Source organism: Salinicola lusitanus, from assembly GCF_003206045.1.
Taxonomy (GTDB): Bacteria; Pseudomonadota; Gammaproteobacteria; order Pseudomonadales; family Halomonadaceae; genus Salinicola; species Salinicola lusitanus.
On record NZ_PZJM01000002.1, the window covers coordinates 390,466 to 406,728 of the forward strand.

Here is a 16,263-nt window from a genome sequence, read left to right on the forward strand (position 1 = left end):
TGTCTCCTCTACCGTCTCGGCGACGACGAATCAGTTAACGCGTCACGACCCGCACGCCGTAACGATCCTTGAGCCAGTCGACGACCCATTGACGGCGGGCATCGCTGAGTTCCATCGCTGATGCCAGCTGCCTGGCGGCGACCTCTCCCACGACCGGCTCGTACGGCCCGACCTGCTGACGCGCGGCGGCCAGAAAGTCCTCGTTCGTCATCAGCGCCTTGGCACCGTCGCGATAGCGCGCCAGCAGCCTGGCGTCGACCTGCTTGGGCACCAGCAGCAGCTTCTGCAGGGCGTAGCCGGAGGCGAAGAACTTGTGGAAGACCTCGTAGGCGACGTCGTCTCGGCTGGCTCCGGGCTGGGCCAGATAGAGTTCCGAGAACGTGGGCAGATCGGGGAAGGCGGGGTCACGCACGATGACGCCCTCGTCGTTCATCACGCCCAGCGAAAAGAGCGGTACGGCCTGGCCGGATTCGACCAGCGGCGTGACGCTGCTGAAGTAGGCCGAGGTGGTCTGGAAATCGACCCCGGCCTCTCCGCGCTCGAACGCCAGGCGCCCCTCGCCACGACTGCGCATGCCGAAGACCGGCTCGACCGCCAGGCCCAGCATGTCGAATGCCAGCATCACCGGCATCTCGAGCCCGGTCGGCGTCTGCATCGCGAACTTCGTCGGCTCCTCGCGCAGATTGTCGAGGATCTCGCCGGTCTCCTTGCCGAAACGCGGCTGGACGTAGACCACGCCGCCGGTGGGCGCGGCAATGATCGGCGTCCACTTGGCGTAATCGAAGCGGACCCGCGGATCCTCGAGCATGGCCGGGAACTGGGTGGAGGCCGAAGTGACCAGCATCTCCTCGCCATTGGGCTGAGCGCGGGTATAGAAAAGATTGGTACCGGTGATCGAACCGCCCCCGGGCACGTTGTCGATGACGATGGCGGGATGCGAGGGCAGCGACCGCGCCATCCAGTGCGACATGAAGCGGGCCCAGACATCGGTGCCCCCGCCGACCCCGAACGGCACGGTCCAGGTCAGGGTGTCGGGCATGGGCTGGCCGTCGTCGGCTTCGGCGAATAGCGGTAACAGCGCCAGCGCGCAGACGATCCACCAGCGCCGGCAAGGCAGTCGCGAGAGTTTTGGCTTGGCGTGCATATCCTCTCCTTCTCTTGGTGTTGTGTTGGGAAAACACTGCATAAATGCCTGCGCAGGCGAATCGCTGCGTTGCGCGGTGCTCGAAGACTCGCCTAACCTCATGTTATGTCTCGCCTTCTGCGCTCCGTGGGCCTTGCGCTGCACCCTGCTCGTCGATTTATTCAGTATTTCCTTGGATGGGGTGCCCGATGTCCGACGCCTTCAGCCGACGGCATCCAGCTCCAGCGTTTCCGGGACGAATACCGAACCGCTGAACAGCCGGCGAGCGGTACGCACCAGCGAGCAGCGCGGCCACTGCTGCCCCGCAGGCCAATGGCTGACCACGCCCAACCGGCCGCTCGGATGCTCGAACTCCATCAGTCCGCTGTCGCCCGGCACCCCGGCGAGGCCGTCGGTGATACCGCGACTGTCGGCACACGCCACGGCAAGCCCCACCGCACCGGTGATGGCGAGCGCACGATGGCACCGGTGCGGCATGAAATAGCGCACCTGCAAAATACCGCCCGCTTGCGGCGCACTGATCAGGACGGGCTTGGGAATCACCTTGTCGGCGACATCGCCCAGTCCCATGGCGGCCCCGGCCTGTTGCCGGATCGACTCCAGCCTGGCCATCAGCTCACGATCACCGTCGAGCTCGGCCGGCGACTCATCACCCCGCTTGCCGAGATCCGTCGCCCGCATCAGAACCATGGGCATGGCGGCGTCGAGACAGGTCACCTCGAGGCCGTCGATCACGTCTCGTGGCTGGCCGGTGGGATAGAGCTCACCGGTCTTCGCTCCCACGGCATTGCGAAACTCCAGCAACACCGGCGCGGCGGTGCCGGGGACGCCGTCGATGTGCGTCTCGCCGACGTAAGTGACCCGTCCACCCGGCGTCTGGATATCGGCGTCGATGACACTCTGGGTGTTGACGTTGCGAATGGTGACCCGCGTGACATCGCCCTGGGCCGCCACCAGCCCTTGTTCGATGGCGAAGGGGCCGACCGCGCTCAGCATGTTGCCGCAGTTGGGGGAGGTATCCACGCGCCGCTGTTCGACCATGACCTGGACGAACAGGTAATCCACATCGATGCCGGGCTCCGGCGAGGGCGACACGATGGCGACCTTGCTGGTCTGCGGGTAACCGCCGCCGATGCCGTCCACTTCCAGTTCGTTGCCCGACCCCATCAGCGCCAGCAGCATCTCGTCGCGCCGGGCAGGATCCCAGGGCAGATCGCTACCCAGGAATACCGGGCCCTTCGACGTACCACCGCGCATCAGCACGCAGGGAATGGCTTGCATAGATCGCTCCTTCCACGTTTCGGCCAACCCGCGGCCACTGGTGGAGGGCAAACTCGCACGCTTGTATCGAGCGATCCAATGCAATTATCGTGACGATTAATGCAACAGGCGCATCAATAGACTGAAAACAAGCAAGCACTTGATATTTATTATGAAAATGATTCAGCCGCTACATTTCCCAGCAAGGTTTGCCGAGCCGGTATTCGACCAATGAACTATGAGCTGCAACAGATTCAGGCGTTCCTCAAGGTGGCGGAACTGGAGAGCTTCCAGGCGGCAGCGCAGTCGCTCAACCTCTCCCAGCCCGCCCTGAGCCGACGCATCAAGAAGCTGGAATCCATCCTGGGCACGCCGCTATTGGCGCGCACGACGCGCAGCGTTTCGCTTACCACCGTGGGGCGGGACTTCTTCCCCCAGGCCAAACGACTGGTGGATGAGTTCGACCATGCGCTGTTCAACATTCGCGCCCTGGCCGAGAACCGAATCGGCCAGATCACGCTGGCCTGCATACCCACCACCGCGTTCTATTTCCTGCCGGCCGTCATCCGTGAGTACAACGCTCGCTATCCCAATATCCGAATTCGCCTTCTCGACCTGAGCGCGAACGACGGACTCGGTGCCGTATTGAGCGGCGAGGCGGAATTCGGCATCAACATGCTCAGCGGGCATCACCCCGATATCGTCTTTACTCCCCTGGTCGTCGAGCCGTTCGTGCTGGTGTGCCGGCACGACCATCCGCTGGCGGCGCATGGCAGCGTCACCTGGAGCGAGCTCAGCGAGCACAAGCTGATCGGGGTGGGAAAGATGAGCGGCAACCGGATGCTGCTGGACCACGAACTCTCGTCGCTGACCCAGCGCCCGACCTGGTTCTACGAGGTCCAGCACCTGTCGACCTCGCTCGGCATGGTCGAGGCCGGGCTGGGCGTGGCGGCGGTCCCCCGCTTGTCGATGCCCGATCAGGAACACCCGCTGCTGGTCCAGCGCCCCCTGGTCGAGCCACTGGTGAAACGGACCCTGGGCATGGTGAGGCGACGGGATAGCGCGCTCTCACCGGCGGCGGAACGCTTCGTCGAGACGCTGTTGAAACACTGGGACAAGGGCGGCATTGAAGGCGGCATCGGGCCGATCAACTTGTAACGATGCAATTCCCGTCGACCGATCGTCCGTGGAGCCCTTGCGACGTGACCAGGGCAAGGCCGAGGTGATCGACCCTATTCACGACAGGTCAAGCCGCGTCTACGGCCATGCCGGCCAAGGCCTGGCCGGGACGAGGTATCGAACCGATCATGGGTCGATACCCAAACCCCAGTGCTGCGGAGTCTGTTCGAAGCTCTCGATCAGCAGTTCGGTGAGGGCGCGGATCTTGCGGGCAGGATACTGGCCTGGCGGCCGGACGACGTAGGCTCCTGCCGGCGGGGGCGGATGATCCGTCATTACCGATACCAGCGCCCCGCTGGCCACGTGCTCATGGGTGAGGCAATCGGGCAGGTAGCCGATCCCGAGCCCGGCGACAGCCGCGGCGACCAGGGCGAGACCGTTGTCGGCCTTGAAGCTGCCCTGCGGGCGAACCGTGATGGTCCTGTCGCCATCCAGGAGTTGCCAGGCCTCGGTACCTTGCATGAGGGCCTGATGCTCGACGAGTTCGTCCGGCGTTGCGGGCGCGCCGTGCGCCGCGATATAGCTCGGGCTGGCGACGAGCTTCCCGGAGATCGGACCGACGCGTCTCGCAACCAGGTCCGAGTCCTGCAGGTAGCCGACCCGTATCGCGCAATCAAAGCCCTCCGAGACCAGGTCCACGAAGCGGTCGCTGTAGCTGGTGTGGATATGAAGCCGCGGGTGACGCCGCGCCATTTCTGCCAGCACGGGGGCGAAATGCGTCGGGCCGAAGGATAGCGGAGCGGCGACACGCAAGCGGCCGCGAAGATCGCCGGCGGGAAGGATCGTTTCCCTGGCCACGTCGATCTCGGCGCAGACTCTCGCTGCATAGTCACGAAACGTGGCGCCGGCTTCGGTAAGCGCGGCGCCGCGGGTCGTTCGTGCCAGAAGCTGGACCCCCAACTCCGATTCGAGCCGCGACAACCGCCGACTGACGATCGACTTGGAGACGCCAAGCCGCCGAGCGGCGGGCGAAACACCTCCCGAGTCGGCGATTTCCACGAACGTCTGCAGCTCTTCGATATCCATTTCGCGTTCCCCATTTCGCGACACAGCAAGACACGGATGGCCACTACCGAATCCGCTCCACGAACGGCAATGTCCCTCCAGGCAGCGTCGCGGATGGCGCCGCCTCCTCGTACAACAATCCAACCATCATGACAGATATGGAGAATCGCCATGACCTTTCGCAACGGCCTTGAATCACTCCTTCGCCCTGAAGATTCGGTACTCGTCCTGATCGACCATCAGCCTTACCAGCTCGCGAACCTGAACAGCCACGACCCGCAAGCCGTGGTCAACTCCACGACGGCGCTGGCGAAGTTGGCAAAGGCCTTCGATGTGCCGACCATTCTCACCAGCGTCATCGCGGGGCGCGGTGGTCTGCTATTCCTACAGATCACCGATGTCTTTCCGGACCAGGAAGTCATCGACCGGACCTGGGTGAACACTTGGCAGGACGAGAATGTGGTGGAGGCGGTCAAGGCGACCGGCCGCAAGCAGTTGATCATCGCCGGGCTGTGGACCGAAGTCTGCGTCGCCATGCCTGTCATCCAGGCTGCCGGCGAAGGCTGGGACGTGACCGTGATCACCGATGCGTCGGGCGGAATTTCGAAGGAGTCTCACGAGGTGGCGGTCCAGCGCATGATCGCCGCCGGTGCCAACCCGATGACCGTGATGGCGCTCGCCGGCGAATGGCAGCGCGACTGGGCTCGCACCGAGCATGTCGAGGAACTGACCGAGATTCTCATCCAGCACTTCAGCGGCAGCGGCATCGCCTATCTCTGGGAACAGCAACTGCTCAATACGCCGGTGCCCGGCAACGCGGACTGATCCCTTGGGGCGTGGCGGGCCTCGGACGCGAGCCGTCGAGGTCCGTCGCCCGCCACTACGCAGTAACGACACCGAACCACGCTGAACAAGAGACTATCCCGATGGCGACAATCACGACGCAGGACGGCATCAAGCTCTTCTACAAGGACTGGGGGTCGAAAACGGCCCAGCCCATCGTCTTTCACCATGGCTGGCCATTATCGTCGGACGACTGGGACAGCCAGATGCTGTTCTTTCTGTCCCGAGGCTATCGCGTCATCGCATTCGATCGACGCGGACATGGTCGTTCCGAGCAGCCCGACACGGGGAACGACATGGATACCTATGCGGCAGATGTCGCGACCCTGGCACGCGAACTCGATCTGAAGAAAGCGATTCATGTCGGCCACTCGACGGGGGGCGGGGAGGTCATCCGCTATGTCGCCCGCAGCGAGTCGGGCCGTGTCGCCAAAGCCGTGCTGATAGGTGCCGTGACGCCGATCATGCTGGCGACACCACGACATCCGGAAGGCTTGCCGATGGAGGTGTTCGATGGATTCCGGCAGGCGCTTTCGCACAATCGCGCGCAGTTTTTTCTCGACGTGCCCAGTGGCCCCTTCTACGGCTTCAACCGCGAGGGTGCCGAAATCAGCGAGGGATTGATCAGGAACTGGTGGCGTCAGGGAATGATGGGCAGCGCGAAAGCTCACTTCGACTGCATCGCCGCCTTCTCGGAAACCGACTTCACCGACGATCTGAAGGCGGTGTCCCTGCCGGTGCTGCTGATGCACGGAGAGGATGACCAGGTGGTGCCGGTCGATGCCACGGCTCGCCAGGCGATCGAGCTGTTGCCCAACGGCATACTGAAGACCTACCCCGGCCTGTCGCACGGGATGTTCGCCACGCACCCAGAGCTCATCAACGCCGACCTGATGGGATTCTTCCAGAGCTGAAACCGGGGATGACCAGCCGCCGCTGGCATCTCAGTGAAGATCCGCGCCGGTTTCGAGCCACGAATGCAATGGCCAGCATGGAGCATTGCCGTGAAGACGCGGACTGCTTCGGGGGTGGCATCGTCGTCCCCCCCTTATTGTGGCCAGCCCCGTCCAGGGGCCGCCATATCTTGACCACTTTTCTCTTTCTTGGGTGAACAGCGATGACTCAAATTGTGGGTATAGCGGGAAGCCTGCGGCATGCCTCTTTCAATCTCGGTCTGCTACGAGCGGCAGCGGAAATGATGCCTGATGGCACGAGGCTTGAAGTAAAAAGCATCGCAGGCATCCCGCTTCTCAACACGGATGAGGAAGCCCAATCGGGCACTCCTCCGGCAGTCGACGATCTCAAGCGCGCGATAGCGGCGGCCGACGGCGTGATTCTGGCCACGCCGGAATACAACAACGGCATTCCTGGTGTATTCAAGAATGCCATCGACTGGGCCTCACGACCCGCGACCGACATTCCGCGAGTTTTTGGTGGCAAGCCATTCGCGGTGATTGGAGCCTCACCGGGTGCTTTCGGGACCTTGTTGGCACAGGATGCCTGGCTTCCCGTGCTGCGGATGCTTGGCGTCGACCTCTGGTCCGGCGAGCGATTGGTCGTGTCACGTGCGGGTCAGAATTTTGATGATGATGGCAATCTCGTCGATACCGAGGTAAGAGACCGCCTGCAGGCTTATCTGGCGAAGTTCGTCGTTCACGTTCGGTCCCATACCAGGGAGCGTTGAGTTCCCAGCTAGAGCCGGAAGACTCGGCCGGTGCGGGAATCGACAAGCGAGGATCAGCTCGATGAACGGGATTCTCGACTGGCCCGGGGGCGATGATCGCCGAGTCAAGACACCGCCTGCGACCGATGCAGCCGCCGCGAAGAAACTGTCAGCATGGGCCTGACGATTGAGAGACCGAGCCCTTCCGTCCGGCATCTCTCCGAGGCACGCCGTCGGTAGATGTCGCTCACGGAGTGTCGGGCGCGCCGGCGGTATTCCGGTTCGCCGCCGGTCAACTCGGCAGCGGTATATGCTCCTCGCGGTCGTCCACCGGAAGATCGAAGCGCCCATTGCCCCAGTCTTCGGCGCGCCATTCGGCCTTGGCCTCCTCGATGCGCTCGCGAGAAGAGGCGACGAAGTTCCACCAGATGTAGCGAGGACCGCCGAGCGTGGCGCCGCCCAGGATCATCAGCCGTGCCCCGCCTCCACCGGCGGCGACGGTAATGCGGTCGCCGGGCCGGAAAACCATCATCTGAGGCGCGGCGTAATCCTGGCCGGCGATCGAGATCGAGCCCTCGACGATATAGATGCCCCGATCCTCGTGGTCGTCCGGTAGCGGCAGCAGGCTTCCCGCTTCGAGCGTCACCTCGGCGTAGAAGGTCTCGGAGAACATCGTGACAGGGGCGGTCTTGCCGTAAGCGCTACCGAGGATCAGCCGAACATGCGCACCGCCATCCTCGATGACCGGCAGCGTCGCCTTGCCATGATGCTCGAACGTGGGCGCCATGTCCTCGTGGCTTTCGGGGAGCGCCAGCCAGGTCTGGATTCCGAACAGGCTGTTGGCGGCATTTCGGGCAGCGCTCGTCGTGCGTTCGGAGTGGGTAACGCCGCGTCCGGCGACCATCCAGTTCACTGCGCCAGGCTGAATGATCTGGTCGGCCCCGGTGCTGTCGCGGTGATGGAAATCCCCGCGAAAAAGGTAGGTCACCGTGCCGAGACCGATATGCGGGTGTGGGCGGACATCGATGCCCTGGCCGGTCAACAGTTCGGCCGGCCCGGCCTGGTCGAAGAAAATGAACGGCCCGACCATCTGCCGCTTGGGTGCCGGTAGCGCGCGTCGAACTTCGAATCCCCCCAGGTCGCGGGCGCGGGGAATGATCAATGTCTCGATCGCGTCGATGCCAACGTCATTGGGGCAGCCGGGCTCGAATGCGGGATTCCAGCTCATGGGGCTCTTTCCTCCTCGGCAGGTGCCGCGGGAGTGAAGTCGGACCCGCTGCCATCAAGCATCAATTTAGCGCTCGGAGCGTTTTGATGACTAGTCCTGGAGACCGTCCGACCGTGTTGCTGAACGGGGAACGCCAAAGACGCTGCGACGCGATGGCGCCTGACGATCGATTTGAAGGCAGAATCTAGCATCGCTTGTTGCGCCGTTCGCGCCAGGCCGACACGCTGGCACTCATCGACGACGCGCGGGCCCTGCGCGATGAACCGGGTACCCGGCTCTTCACCACGGCACGCTCCAACCTCGTCCGGAAACGGCGCGGGTATCGACGACCGGGAGATCACCCCACTGCAGAGGAATCGTAGCCGGATGGCGACGAGCAAACCGCTTCGCCCACTGCCGTCCAAAGATGCGGCTTGTCAGAAGTCAGCGCTGACTATAGGCCAGGCGCGCGGCGAACAGCAGCAGCACCATACCGGTAGTTCTATCCAGCCACTGGATAACATGCGCTTTGCGCAGGAAGCGACCGAGCGGTCGAGTCGCGGCGATGAGCGTCAGGGACCACGCCGAACCAATCAGCACGTGAATGGCCACGAGTCCAAACGTCCAGACGACTAACGGGCTACCTTGGGGAATGAATTGAGGAAGGAATGACGCATAGAAGACACCGACCTTTGGATTCAGCGCGTTTCCCAGAACGCCTTTCAGGAACCAGTTTTCACGCTTGACCGGGTGGACATCGACCAGTCCGATACTGCAGCGAGGCGAAAGCACCATGTTCAGACCCAGCCAGCACAGGTAGGCAGCGCCACAATACTTCAGCACGTTGTAAGCGAGTTCTGAAACGGCAACGATAGCGCCCAGACCAAAGGCGACCGCCGCTCCCCAGAGAAAACAGCCGACATTGATTCCGAGCGCGGCCTTCACCGCCTGCCCGGGACCCTCAATCGAAGCCGTTCTGAACACCAGCGCCGTATCGAGACCGGGAGTCAAGGTGAGCAATGTGGCCGCGAAGATGAAAGCCATTATGTTTTCCATGGCGGCTCGCGATGTAGCACTCGATAGGTGATCAAAAACCCCAGCTGCAAGCAGCTCATGGCAACAAGCATCTCATGGCAATTAGCCGCTTTTATCTACGTAGCCAATCTACGCAAACGAAAAAACCGCCTCGATGGGCGGTTTTCTCGCAACCACTACGCCACTTGGCCTTAACCTGCTGCGGCTTGAAGAGTCACTCTCAGCCGCGCACCTGCGGCTGGTCTCGATCTACTTTGAGAACCTGAGTTGGCAAGACTACATCGCCCGGTACGACCGCGCCCACACCCTGTTCTACCTCGACCCGCCGTACTGGCAGACTGAGGGCTACGGGGTGCCGTTCGGCATCGAAGAGTATGAACAGATGGCCGAGACCTCGGTAAGCTCAAGGGCAAGGCGATTATCTCGCTGAACGACCACCCCGACATCCGCCGCATGTTCGCTGCCTACCACATCGAGACTACCGACATCCGCTACACCGTCGGCGGCGGCAAGGGCCAGGAGGCTCGCGAGGTGCTGATATTCAGTTGGGATGTGGAGGCCGAGCCGGCGGGGCTATTCTGACTACTTAGAGGAGAATGCAGTGAAGATGACAGTAGGTGAATTCCGGAAAGAACTTGCAGCATTCAAGGATGACGACGAGCTGTCGTTTTGTGGCCTGGACTTTTATCGGCTCAAACGGCGAGGAGAGGATCTGGTGCAGGTCGAGTTCGACCAGCAGGTGTACACGGATGACGATGGGAAGGTGGTGATAGAAAATTAGGATGACTGATGCTCAGGTACCTCTTGCGCCTGAAGCTGGGAGCTAGCTCTGAAAACTCGTGGAGCTAGCTGCTATCTCTCTGCATATCCAACCTTGGACGCATTGCAGGCGGTTCTCGACTCGATACTTTGACCATCCGTGGGGCAGCTCAAAGCGATACCGGCGTCCCATGACTTGAATCCTTACGATAAGGTCGAGGCCATCACTGATAGACACCAGGTGTTTTCCCAAACATTCATGGGCTAGAGCTCTTAGCTCAGCGATCGGTACAGACATTCTCATACTCCTACAAGGGTTAGAGGCATCAGCAACGCTGACGAAACTAGGCTTACACGCCTCTCGTGGGTCCACAAGCCCTATTCACCTTTTACCGAGCAAGAGGCAAAGCCATCATCAGCCTCAACGACCATCCTGACATCCGGAAGGTGTTCGCTGACTACCAAGTCGAGAGCACCGACATCCACTACACCGTCGGGGCGGCAAGGGCCAAGAAGCCCGCGAGGTGCTGATGTTCAGTTGGGATGTGGAGGCTGAGCCGGCGGGGTTGTTTAAAGTCACGCTAATGCGAGCAAAGACATGCATAGACCTGGTTTTTCGAAACAACATTTTGAGACTGCGCGTGAGTTTCTGGCTTACCTCGACCCTCTGGAAACTGATCGTTGGCCACAGAATAAATTCATTTTCCGGGGTCAGCCATCGGCGGGGCTGGATCTTATTCCATCAAGCTACCGCATCGAGGGCGTAGTCTCTGCACCGAAGAGGTGGGGCACCAAAGAGACCACCTGCGGAGATCAGGTTCAGTTCGAGCAAGAGGTGATGCAACGATTCGTTCAGGCATGCGATAGCTCTGGATTCCCGGTACCTGGGGACAACGAGTACCTCAGAGCCATTGTGACAAACCCAGCCCTGCGGACCAGGCCTGGCGACTGGCCCCCTCGCGAGGTGCATCACGCACTGGCGTTCGCTCAGCATCACGGGGTTCCCACTTGCCTTTTGGACTGGTCTCGTCGTGCGCATGTAGCTGCCTATTTTGCAGCATCATCTGCGTTGTCCAATCCGATGGAGGATGGACAACGGCTCGCGATATGGGCACTCAACAAGAAAAGCGAGGGGGCGCACATTGTCGAGGCTCCTGGAAGTACCAGCCCGAACCTCGCTGCCCAGTCCGGGCTGTTCACGGTTGCAAGTATCTCGTCGTTTCATGATCAGCGGTTCCCAGAGGAAGAATCGCCCTTTTTACCCGAGGGTCTTCAACGTCAACCAAGACTATTCGCTCAAGAGTTAGAACCCTTCACGCTAGAGCTAATCACGGTAGGTGCGGACCAAGCCGCAGAGTTACTAAAGTCATGCCAGCTGCTAGGAGTATCTGGTGCAACTCTCTTCCCCGGCTACGAGGGAATAGCTCACACACTTCGTGACTGGGCGAACGCCGAGCATCAGGGTTTTGATCCAGATGAGATTGGGCTACGCGAGCTATGGTGAAAGCGGCGCAGTGCCAAGTAGATCGCAAATACTGCTCGGATGGAGGAGTTAGCCGGTGCCAAATAGGACGCTAGGCGATGCCAAATACGGCGCGACGCTACATCATCAATCCCTGGCGATGACGATGCGCTATGCCCACCTGGCGCCGGACAACCTCGAAGAAGCCACCAGACTGAATCCGTTGGCCAAGATGGACACTTAATGGACACGCACAAAAAAACCGCCTTGAAGGGCGGTCTCTTGAAAGGCTTAAAAAGCCTTTTGAATCAATCTCTAAGCTCTGGTGCCGACACCAGGAGTCGAACCCGGGACCTACTGATTACAAGTTGTTGCAGAAAATCGACGCTGGCCGACTTTGTACGTAAAAACAGTCAGTTAGGGAGAATGAAACCGTCAATACCCGCCTCTAGGCGTCAACGCGGTTGACACTTGGTTGACACTCTGCGACTTAGTAAGTTTTTCTTCTTGAATACTCTCAGAAACAATATATCCGAAGCTAACGGCTGCAACACAAAGAATCAAAATCAAATGCAGCCTAATACCTTCCAACTTCAAAAACCCAAATCTACTTTCTCTTTCAAACTCCTTTGATTTTAATGCCGACAATTTTGACCTAATGATATTCTGCTCCTTAATTGTTTCATAGTTCACGATGCTGATATCCTGCATTCTCTCACGCGCGACCCTTTTGCTAAGTTCTTGAAGCTTAGATCTAATTTCCTCTCCCGCGTTCTCCACCTCTTCGTAATCGCTCTTATGAAACTCATCAACGCCAACTAATTCTTCATATGTATTTAGAAACCTTACAAGCGTTATATCAAATCTCCTTGCTACCGAATTTGCTTCGGAGCTATAATTCATAACCGTTGCCATACGTTCTAAGTTCTCCTTCATTTCCTCTATAGTTCGACATTCAACATCCTCAACCCTCATATTCATGTAAGTTATTTTTTGGCTAAGCATAAGAAGACTATCAAGCGTACTACTTACATCCCTCATTAAATCCCATCCCACTTTTAGCACATCATCAACAAGAGACTCCCTATATGCCTGCTCTTTATTTTTCATATTAAAAAGGACGGCAAAATAGCTGACAAGCGCTGCCAAAATGCTGGCTTCAAAAACTATAAAATTTGATGACGATATTGACAGAACGGAAGACAACAACAAACCGAAACCAAAAGATAAAATAATATAACTCATTGGCACGCCACCTTTTCAATTATTCTTCTATCATAATTTATCGTCATTCTTTCTAATCTGAGCCCAGCCACCTCACATGCCCGATTGAGTATCCGGTCTCGTTTCTGTCGCTCCTTTTGCTTATGGCTCGGATCATCCAGCTCAATAGCGCACCAGATTCGAAAATCCTCTCGGGAGCAGAGCACGAAATCAAAATGCCACTGGGAAAGTTGACGAAATAGCGAATAAAACTCTCTGGAGTTACGCTTATGCAAAGCTACGTTAGGCTTAATAACGTCAACGACGCGAACCTGCGAGAATACATAAAACCTGTCGCTGTACTTATATTCAATGACTTTGTACGCAAACTGCTCTGATGGGCTCATTAGTTGCTCTTTGGCAATATACGCCCGCCCCTCGTCCATTAATTCCTCGGATAGGTTTCTATCGCCTACCCTGGGCTCTCTACGCCTGTTTTCTTGCCTCGCTTCCCATTCCTCAAAATATTTATCGATATTATCCCTTTCCGCTTTTCGCTCATACTTATCCATCTGATCGGCAACATCTTCGATTGTTTCTTTGAAGCGCTGCCCGGAAGGTCTTAATCGATGATCGAGGCTTATCCAGATAGGTTCAATAGCGGCAACAAATACGCTATAGGAGATAATCGACACAATGGTGACACCCATTACCGGCCATTGTGATATCGCTATAAGCGATGTATATGTCCCAAGCTTCACCCAACATATAAAAGCACCTACGGATATCATCCCGCATATGCCAACTCGTATCATATTCAATTTATGATCTGATGGTGTCAGCCATAGGGCTAACCAACTACCGATTACGATGCCTCCACCTGTCAGCATCAGCCCATCCGCGATGTTCCCCAACATCTGCATTCCCCTGAACGGATCTGTTTTTCGTTTTCATCGGTAGATCCTTGGGATTCTTGAGCATCTAACGCGCCCTCTCCCTTTTCCCGCCCAACACTAATTCCCTGTTCCCTGGTACCAGCGATCCCTTACTCGCTTCGCGATCCTGTATCCGTTCCGGTCTGCTTAAGCCGATCTCGTGCTTCCTCTATCTCGGGCGACGTTTGCCCATCGCCATCCTCTAGCGGAATCTCGTTCAGCCACTTAGCGAACTGCGGATACGCACCCTGCACAGCGCGCAGAGTCTCGATGGAGCATTTCATACGCCCCAACTCGGTGCTGTGGATTGTGTGAACGCTTATTCCCACCTTATCGGCAAATTGCTGCCTGCTTAGATCGAAAAGTTCTCTGATCTGGCGGATTTTCTTTCCTTCGTCCATTGCGGGTACGATCCTACTCGGGTAGCATCTTACTCAAGGTAAGATCTTACCTATTGATTTATTGCACAAGAAAAGCCTACCACAGACAAACAAAGGCGGCTTACGACAATGGAAGCAAGCAAAACGCCCCAGGTCCCGGCCCTCGTGCCACTCATGACCAAAGAGCGCTTTTCCGAACTCTCCGGACTGTCTCTCGACACCATTGAAGGCCACCTTCGCCGTGGCTATCTGCCGTCTCGCAAGATCGGTCGCCGCCTGATGATCAACGTCGCCCTCCTCCAGTTCGAATGCCTCGACGAGGAATGGTCATGAATCGTCAATCTCCTACACGTTTTGGCGTCAATGACGACGCGACAGCGCCTTGTTATTTTGTATCTATAAAATTACCGTTGTTAACAGAATGTAAACTCTTGGCTTTTCGAGAGATTTCCGGTTCTGGTTGCTTCCCTGCGGCCGCTTCAACCCGGTATGGCAAACGGTCTTCGCCGACTTTTTCCCATAGCCGGGTTCCTTTTGACCATTGTCGCATTTTGCATCCTGTTCCTTTGCGCTTTCGAGGAGTAGCATCGGTAACTGCAGCGGATGCAGTTGGTATGTGCTCGCTCACTTGGCGGGTTACAACTAACGGCAATCAGACTGCGAAGAAATATAGCGACCATGAACATCGCTATACACCAAATGACGTCCTGACTCGATCAGTTGACGCTATCTCCACCCGCAACGGTGTTTGGTCCGATAAGGTCCTCCATCGCTTGCGGGTTTTTTATACTGACTGTATCTTCTATTTACAGTTTGCCGGCTTTAACCGACATACTGTCGTCAATATCTTTCGCCTTTGGTCTAATTTTTACGCCAGGATTGTAAAAAATTATAACAGCACCAAAATATCCTTTGCTTGGGCGTCGTTTAGTGGCGACAATTTATGCACTAAGTCGAATTCGGTTCTATTAACCGACACCGGCTTCACCGAGTTCATGGTCGCTTTCCACAAGAAGCGATCTTTTCCGGCCCGTAAGTCAGTCACTACCCCTGGTGACGCTTATCGGGCCGTTTTTTTGTCCCCGATTCCTGCCGCAACCGCGTTCCCCTTGGTCCGTGGCGCTTTCGCCTGCTCGTCTTTCCCAGCCCGACAGGCTTCCCCGGCGTCACGGGCCCTTTTTATTCCCCAAGCGATCACGCGTTCACTCCTGAATGCGCATCGCAGTACTCCCGCAGCACCCACCCACACGAGGAACACCCAATGACCACCGCGAAGAAACAACCCGTTCGCGTGTTCCTGGATCAGAGCGACCACTCCCGGTTTCTCGTCCAGGCTGGCACCAACCGCCTGACCCCTTCCGCCCTGGGCGAACGGCTCTTTCAGTACGGCCTTGCGCAACTCGAGCGCGGCGACCGCTCCGTCCTGGAAGGTGACCCTTCTCCGGCCCGCCCGGAACCGGGGCTCTAATCATGTTCCTGCCTGCCCGTCACCCGTCGCCCATCGGTCGCACGGCCTCCCAGGCCGGAACCGTGCCCCCCGTCATACCCTGCGCAGCACGGGTTGACGGGGGGTGCGGGATCGGCCGCCGTGCTTCACGACCGATGGCAGGCGGTGTCGGGTGGGCAGACGCCTGCCCGGAGCCCCGAGTTCTGAGGGAGCGGGCCCGGCGGTGTCTCCAGGGGCGCGATTACGGTCACGCCGCGCTTCTCTACGCCCAGGCCGAACACTTAACCCGGATGCTCGACCCCGAGTCATCCGACCTATCAGAGCTAGTCGTACTCGCTCGCCACTGCCACACCCTGGCAACCCAGTACCAACGCTAAAAGGAACCAAACCATGTCCATGATCAACACCATTCAAGCCCACGTTATCGGTGCCTCCCGCTACGAAGTCGAGGGCATCAAAGGGGCCAAGCTGATCATCATGAACGAGGCCGCGCCGGACAACGACAACCTGTTCGGCTTCCAGACCTCCACCATGTCCGCCCCGTTCGAGATGGTCGACAAGATCCGCGAACTCAACCCGCGCTTGCCCGGCAACCTGGAGCTCGACGTCGAGATCCGCGCCTCCCAAGGCAAGGTAACGATGCACGCCATTGCCGTGCGTGAAGCCAGCGTGACCGGTCGCCGCCCGAGCGATACCAAGCCGGACAGCACCAGCAAGACCAACTGATATCGCCATCGCATA

General features: G+C 58.5%; 21 protein-coding genes. 13 read left to right on the forward strand and 8 right to left on the reverse strand.

The genetic code is table 11. From position 1 onward, the window contains the following. Positions 1-34: 34 nt before the first annotated feature. On the reverse strand, positions 35-1,144 hold the full coding sequence (locus tag DOM45_RS03600; RefSeq protein WP_240612279.1) for a Bug family tripartite tricarboxylate transporter substrate binding protein: 1,110 nt from the start codon (positions 1,142-1,144) through the stop codon (positions 35-37). A gap of 201 nt (positions 1,145-1,345) precedes the next feature. Further along, a complete protein-coding gene (locus DOM45_RS03605; RefSeq protein WP_110598131.1) occupies positions 1,346-2,425 on the reverse strand; it encodes a 4-oxalomesaconate tautomerase in 1,080 nt (359 codons plus the stop codon). A gap of 210 nt (positions 2,426-2,635) precedes the next feature. Between DOM45_RS03605 and DOM45_RS03610 the strand changes: the two genes are divergently transcribed. Next, positions 2,636-3,562 (forward strand): LysR family transcriptional regulator, encoded by a 927-nt coding sequence (locus tag DOM45_RS03610; protein ID WP_110598132.1) that lies wholly within the window; start codon positions 2,636-2,638, stop codon positions 3,560-3,562. A 147-nt stretch (positions 3,563-3,709) separates the two neighbouring features. Here the strand turns inward: DOM45_RS03610 and DOM45_RS03615 are convergent, their stop codons facing one another. Then, a complete protein-coding gene (locus tag DOM45_RS03615) occupies positions 3,710-4,609 on the reverse strand; it encodes a LysR family transcriptional regulator (RefSeq protein ID WP_110598133.1) in 900 nt (299 codons plus the stop codon). Between the two features lie 150 nt (positions 4,610-4,759). Between DOM45_RS03615 and DOM45_RS03620 the strand changes: the two genes are divergently transcribed. The 3 genes from DOM45_RS03620 (at position 4,760) to DOM45_RS03630 (ending at position 7,115) form a co-directional block, all read left to right on the forward strand. After that, on the forward strand, positions 4,760-5,413 hold the full coding sequence (locus DOM45_RS03620; RefSeq protein WP_110598134.1) for a hydrolase: 654 nt from the start codon (positions 4,760-4,762) through the stop codon (positions 5,411-5,413). Between the two features lie 101 nt (positions 5,414-5,514). Next, positions 5,515-6,345, forward strand: coding sequence for an alpha/beta fold hydrolase (locus DOM45_RS03625; RefSeq protein ID WP_110598135.1), 831 nt, complete (start codon positions 5,515-5,517; stop codon positions 6,343-6,345). Positions 6,346-6,548: 203 nt separating this feature from the next. Then, positions 6,549-7,115: an NADPH-dependent FMN reductase gene (locus DOM45_RS03630; protein WP_110598136.1), complete on the forward strand. Its 567-nt coding sequence runs from the start codon at positions 6,549-6,551 to the stop codon at positions 7,113-7,115. 271 nt (positions 7,116-7,386) lie between these two features. On the opposite strand, the gene DOM45_RS03635 is transcribed toward DOM45_RS03630, so the two are convergent. Both DOM45_RS03635 and DOM45_RS03640 read right to left on the reverse strand, forming a co-directional pair. Then, entirely contained in the window at positions 7,387-8,322 is a 936-nt protein-coding gene (locus tag DOM45_RS03635; protein ID WP_110598137.1) for a pirin family protein, read from the reverse strand. Positions 8,323-8,745: 423 nt separating this feature from the next. Next, positions 8,746-9,345 (reverse strand): LysE family translocator, encoded by a 600-nt coding sequence (locus DOM45_RS03640; RefSeq protein WP_240612280.1) that lies wholly within the window; start codon positions 9,343-9,345, stop codon positions 8,746-8,748. A gap of 145 nt (positions 9,346-9,490) precedes the next feature. Between DOM45_RS03640 and DOM45_RS20210 the strand changes: the two genes are divergently transcribed. The 5 genes from DOM45_RS20210 (at position 9,491) to DOM45_RS03665 (ending at position 11,801) form a co-directional block, all read left to right on the forward strand. Beyond that, positions 9,491-9,766: a DNA adenine methylase gene (locus DOM45_RS20210; RefSeq protein ID WP_205909382.1), complete on the forward strand. Its 276-nt coding sequence runs from the start codon at positions 9,491-9,493 to the stop codon at positions 9,764-9,766. A 23-nt stretch (positions 9,767-9,789) separates the two neighbouring features. Then, positions 9,790-9,918 carry a hypothetical protein gene (locus tag DOM45_RS20380; RefSeq protein WP_280951649.1) on the forward strand — a complete coding sequence of 43 codons (129 nt, stop codon included), beginning with the start codon at positions 9,790-9,792 and terminating at the stop codon, positions 9,916-9,918. A gap of 19 nt (positions 9,919-9,937) precedes the next feature. Continuing rightward, positions 9,938-10,117, forward strand: a complete 180-nt coding sequence (locus tag DOM45_RS03650; RefSeq protein WP_110598139.1) for a hypothetical protein — start codon at positions 9,938-9,940, stop codon at positions 10,115-10,117. Positions 10,118-10,693: 576 nt separating this feature from the next. Continuing rightward, positions 10,694-11,599: an FRG domain-containing protein gene (locus tag DOM45_RS03660; RefSeq protein WP_110598140.1), complete on the forward strand. Its 906-nt coding sequence runs from the start codon at positions 10,694-10,696 to the stop codon at positions 11,597-11,599. Positions 11,600-11,654: 55 nt separating this feature from the next. Continuing rightward, positions 11,655-11,801 (forward strand): hypothetical protein, encoded by a 147-nt coding sequence (locus DOM45_RS03665; RefSeq protein ID WP_205909383.1) that lies wholly within the window; start codon positions 11,655-11,657, stop codon positions 11,799-11,801. Between the two features lie 191 nt (positions 11,802-11,992). Here DOM45_RS03665 and DOM45_RS03670 read toward each other — a convergent pair whose 3' ends face one another. The 3 genes from DOM45_RS03670 to DOM45_RS20470 all read right to left on the reverse strand — a co-directional run bounded on the left by DOM45_RS03670 (position 11,993) and on the right by DOM45_RS20470 (position 14,096). After that, on the reverse strand, positions 11,993-12,802 hold the full coding sequence (locus tag DOM45_RS03670) for a hypothetical protein (protein ID WP_157958343.1): 810 nt from the start codon (positions 12,800-12,802) through the stop codon (positions 11,993-11,995). Further along, complete coding sequence (locus tag DOM45_RS03675) at positions 12,799-13,677, reverse strand: DUF2726 domain-containing protein (RefSeq protein WP_157958344.1); 879 nt, start codon at positions 13,675-13,677, stop codon at positions 12,799-12,801. Before DOM45_RS03675 ends, DOM45_RS03670 begins: the two co-directional genes overlap by 4 nt. A 128-nt stretch (positions 13,678-13,805) precedes the next feature. Next, positions 13,806-14,096 (reverse strand): helix-turn-helix transcriptional regulator, encoded by a 291-nt coding sequence (locus DOM45_RS20470; protein ID WP_110598143.1) that lies wholly within the window; start codon positions 14,094-14,096, stop codon positions 13,806-13,808. 108 nt (positions 14,097-14,204) lie between these two features. On the opposite strand from DOM45_RS20470, the gene DOM45_RS03685 reads away from it, so the two are divergent. The 4 genes from DOM45_RS03685 (at position 14,205) to DOM45_RS03700 (ending at position 16,248) form a co-directional block, all read left to right on the forward strand. After that, positions 14,205-14,408 (forward strand): DNA-binding protein, encoded by a 204-nt coding sequence (locus tag DOM45_RS03685; RefSeq protein ID WP_110598144.1) that lies wholly within the window; start codon positions 14,205-14,207, stop codon positions 14,406-14,408. Then, positions 14,405-15,340: a hypothetical protein gene (locus tag DOM45_RS19965; protein WP_157958345.1), complete on the forward strand. Its 936-nt coding sequence runs from the start codon at positions 14,405-14,407 to the stop codon at positions 15,338-15,340. Before DOM45_RS03685 ends, DOM45_RS19965 begins: the two co-directional genes overlap by 4 nt. Beyond that, positions 15,337-15,543, forward strand: coding sequence for a hypothetical protein (locus DOM45_RS03690; protein WP_110598145.1), 207 nt, complete (start codon positions 15,337-15,339; stop codon positions 15,541-15,543). Before DOM45_RS19965 ends, DOM45_RS03690 begins: the two co-directional genes overlap by 4 nt. Positions 15,544-15,912: 369 nt before the next feature. Next, on the forward strand, positions 15,913-16,248 hold the full coding sequence (locus DOM45_RS03700) for a hypothetical protein (protein WP_240612281.1): 336 nt from the start codon (positions 15,913-15,915) through the stop codon (positions 16,246-16,248). Positions 16,249-16,263: the final 15 nt, after the last annotated feature.

Bases quoted from the DNA above. Each gene is read 5' to 3' on its own strand.
- DOM45_RS03600 (WP_240612279.1), bottom strand. From the start codon at position 1,144: ATGCACGCCAAGCCAAAACTCTCGCGACTGCCTTGCCGGCGCTGGTGG.
- DOM45_RS03605 (WP_110598131.1), bottom strand. From the start codon at position 2,425: ATGCAAGCCATTCCCTGCGTGCTGATGCGCGGTGGTACGTCGAAGGGC.
- DOM45_RS03610 (WP_110598132.1), top strand. From the start codon at position 2,636: ATGAACTATGAGCTGCAACAGATTCAGGCGTTCCTCAAGGTGGCGGAA.
- DOM45_RS03615 (WP_110598133.1), bottom strand. From the start codon at position 4,609: ATGGATATCGAAGAGCTGCAGACGTTCGTGGAAATCGCCGACTCGGGA.
- DOM45_RS03620 (WP_110598134.1), top strand. From the start codon at position 4,760: ATGACCTTTCGCAACGGCCTTGAATCACTCCTTCGCCCTGAAGATTCG.
- DOM45_RS03625 (WP_110598135.1), top strand. From the start codon at position 5,515: ATGGCGACAATCACGACGCAGGACGGCATCAAGCTCTTCTACAAGGAC.
- DOM45_RS03630 (WP_110598136.1), top strand. From the start codon at position 6,549: ATGACTCAAATTGTGGGTATAGCGGGAAGCCTGCGGCATGCCTCTTTC.
- DOM45_RS03635 (WP_110598137.1), bottom strand. From the start codon at position 8,322: ATGAGCTGGAATCCCGCATTCGAGCCCGGCTGCCCCAATGACGTTGGC.
- DOM45_RS03640 (WP_240612280.1), bottom strand. From the start codon at position 9,345: ATGGCTTTCATCTTCGCGGCCACATTGCTCACCTTGACTCCCGGTCTC.
- DOM45_RS20210 (WP_205909382.1), top strand. From the start codon at position 9,491: ATGGGCGGTTTTCTCGCAACCACTACGCCACTTGGCCTTAACCTGCTG.
- DOM45_RS20380 (WP_280951649.1), top strand. From the start codon at position 9,790: ATGTTCGCTGCCTACCACATCGAGACTACCGACATCCGCTACACCGTC.
- DOM45_RS03660 (WP_110598140.1), top strand. From the start codon at position 10,694: ATGCATAGACCTGGTTTTTCGAAACAACATTTTGAGACTGCGCGTGAG.
- DOM45_RS03670 (WP_157958343.1), bottom strand. From the start codon at position 12,802: ATGAGTTATATTATTTTATCTTTTGGTTTCGGTTTGTTGTTGTCTTCC.
- DOM45_RS03675 (WP_157958344.1), bottom strand. From the start codon at position 13,677: ATGTTGGGGAACATCGCGGATGGGCTGATGCTGACAGGTGGAGGCATC.
- DOM45_RS20470 (WP_110598143.1), bottom strand. From the start codon at position 14,096: ATGGACGAAGGAAAGAAAATCCGCCAGATCAGAGAACTTTTCGATCTA.
- DOM45_RS03685 (WP_110598144.1), top strand. From the start codon at position 14,205: ATGGAAGCAAGCAAAACGCCCCAGGTCCCGGCCCTCGTGCCACTCATG.
- DOM45_RS19965 (WP_157958345.1), top strand. From the start codon at position 14,405: ATGAATCGTCAATCTCCTACACGTTTTGGCGTCAATGACGACGCGACA.
- DOM45_RS03690 (WP_110598145.1), top strand. From the start codon at position 15,337: ATGACCACCGCGAAGAAACAACCCGTTCGCGTGTTCCTGGATCAGAGC.
- DOM45_RS03700 (WP_240612281.1), top strand. From the start codon at position 15,913: ATGTCCATGATCAACACCATTCAAGCCCACGTTATCGGTGCCTCCCGC.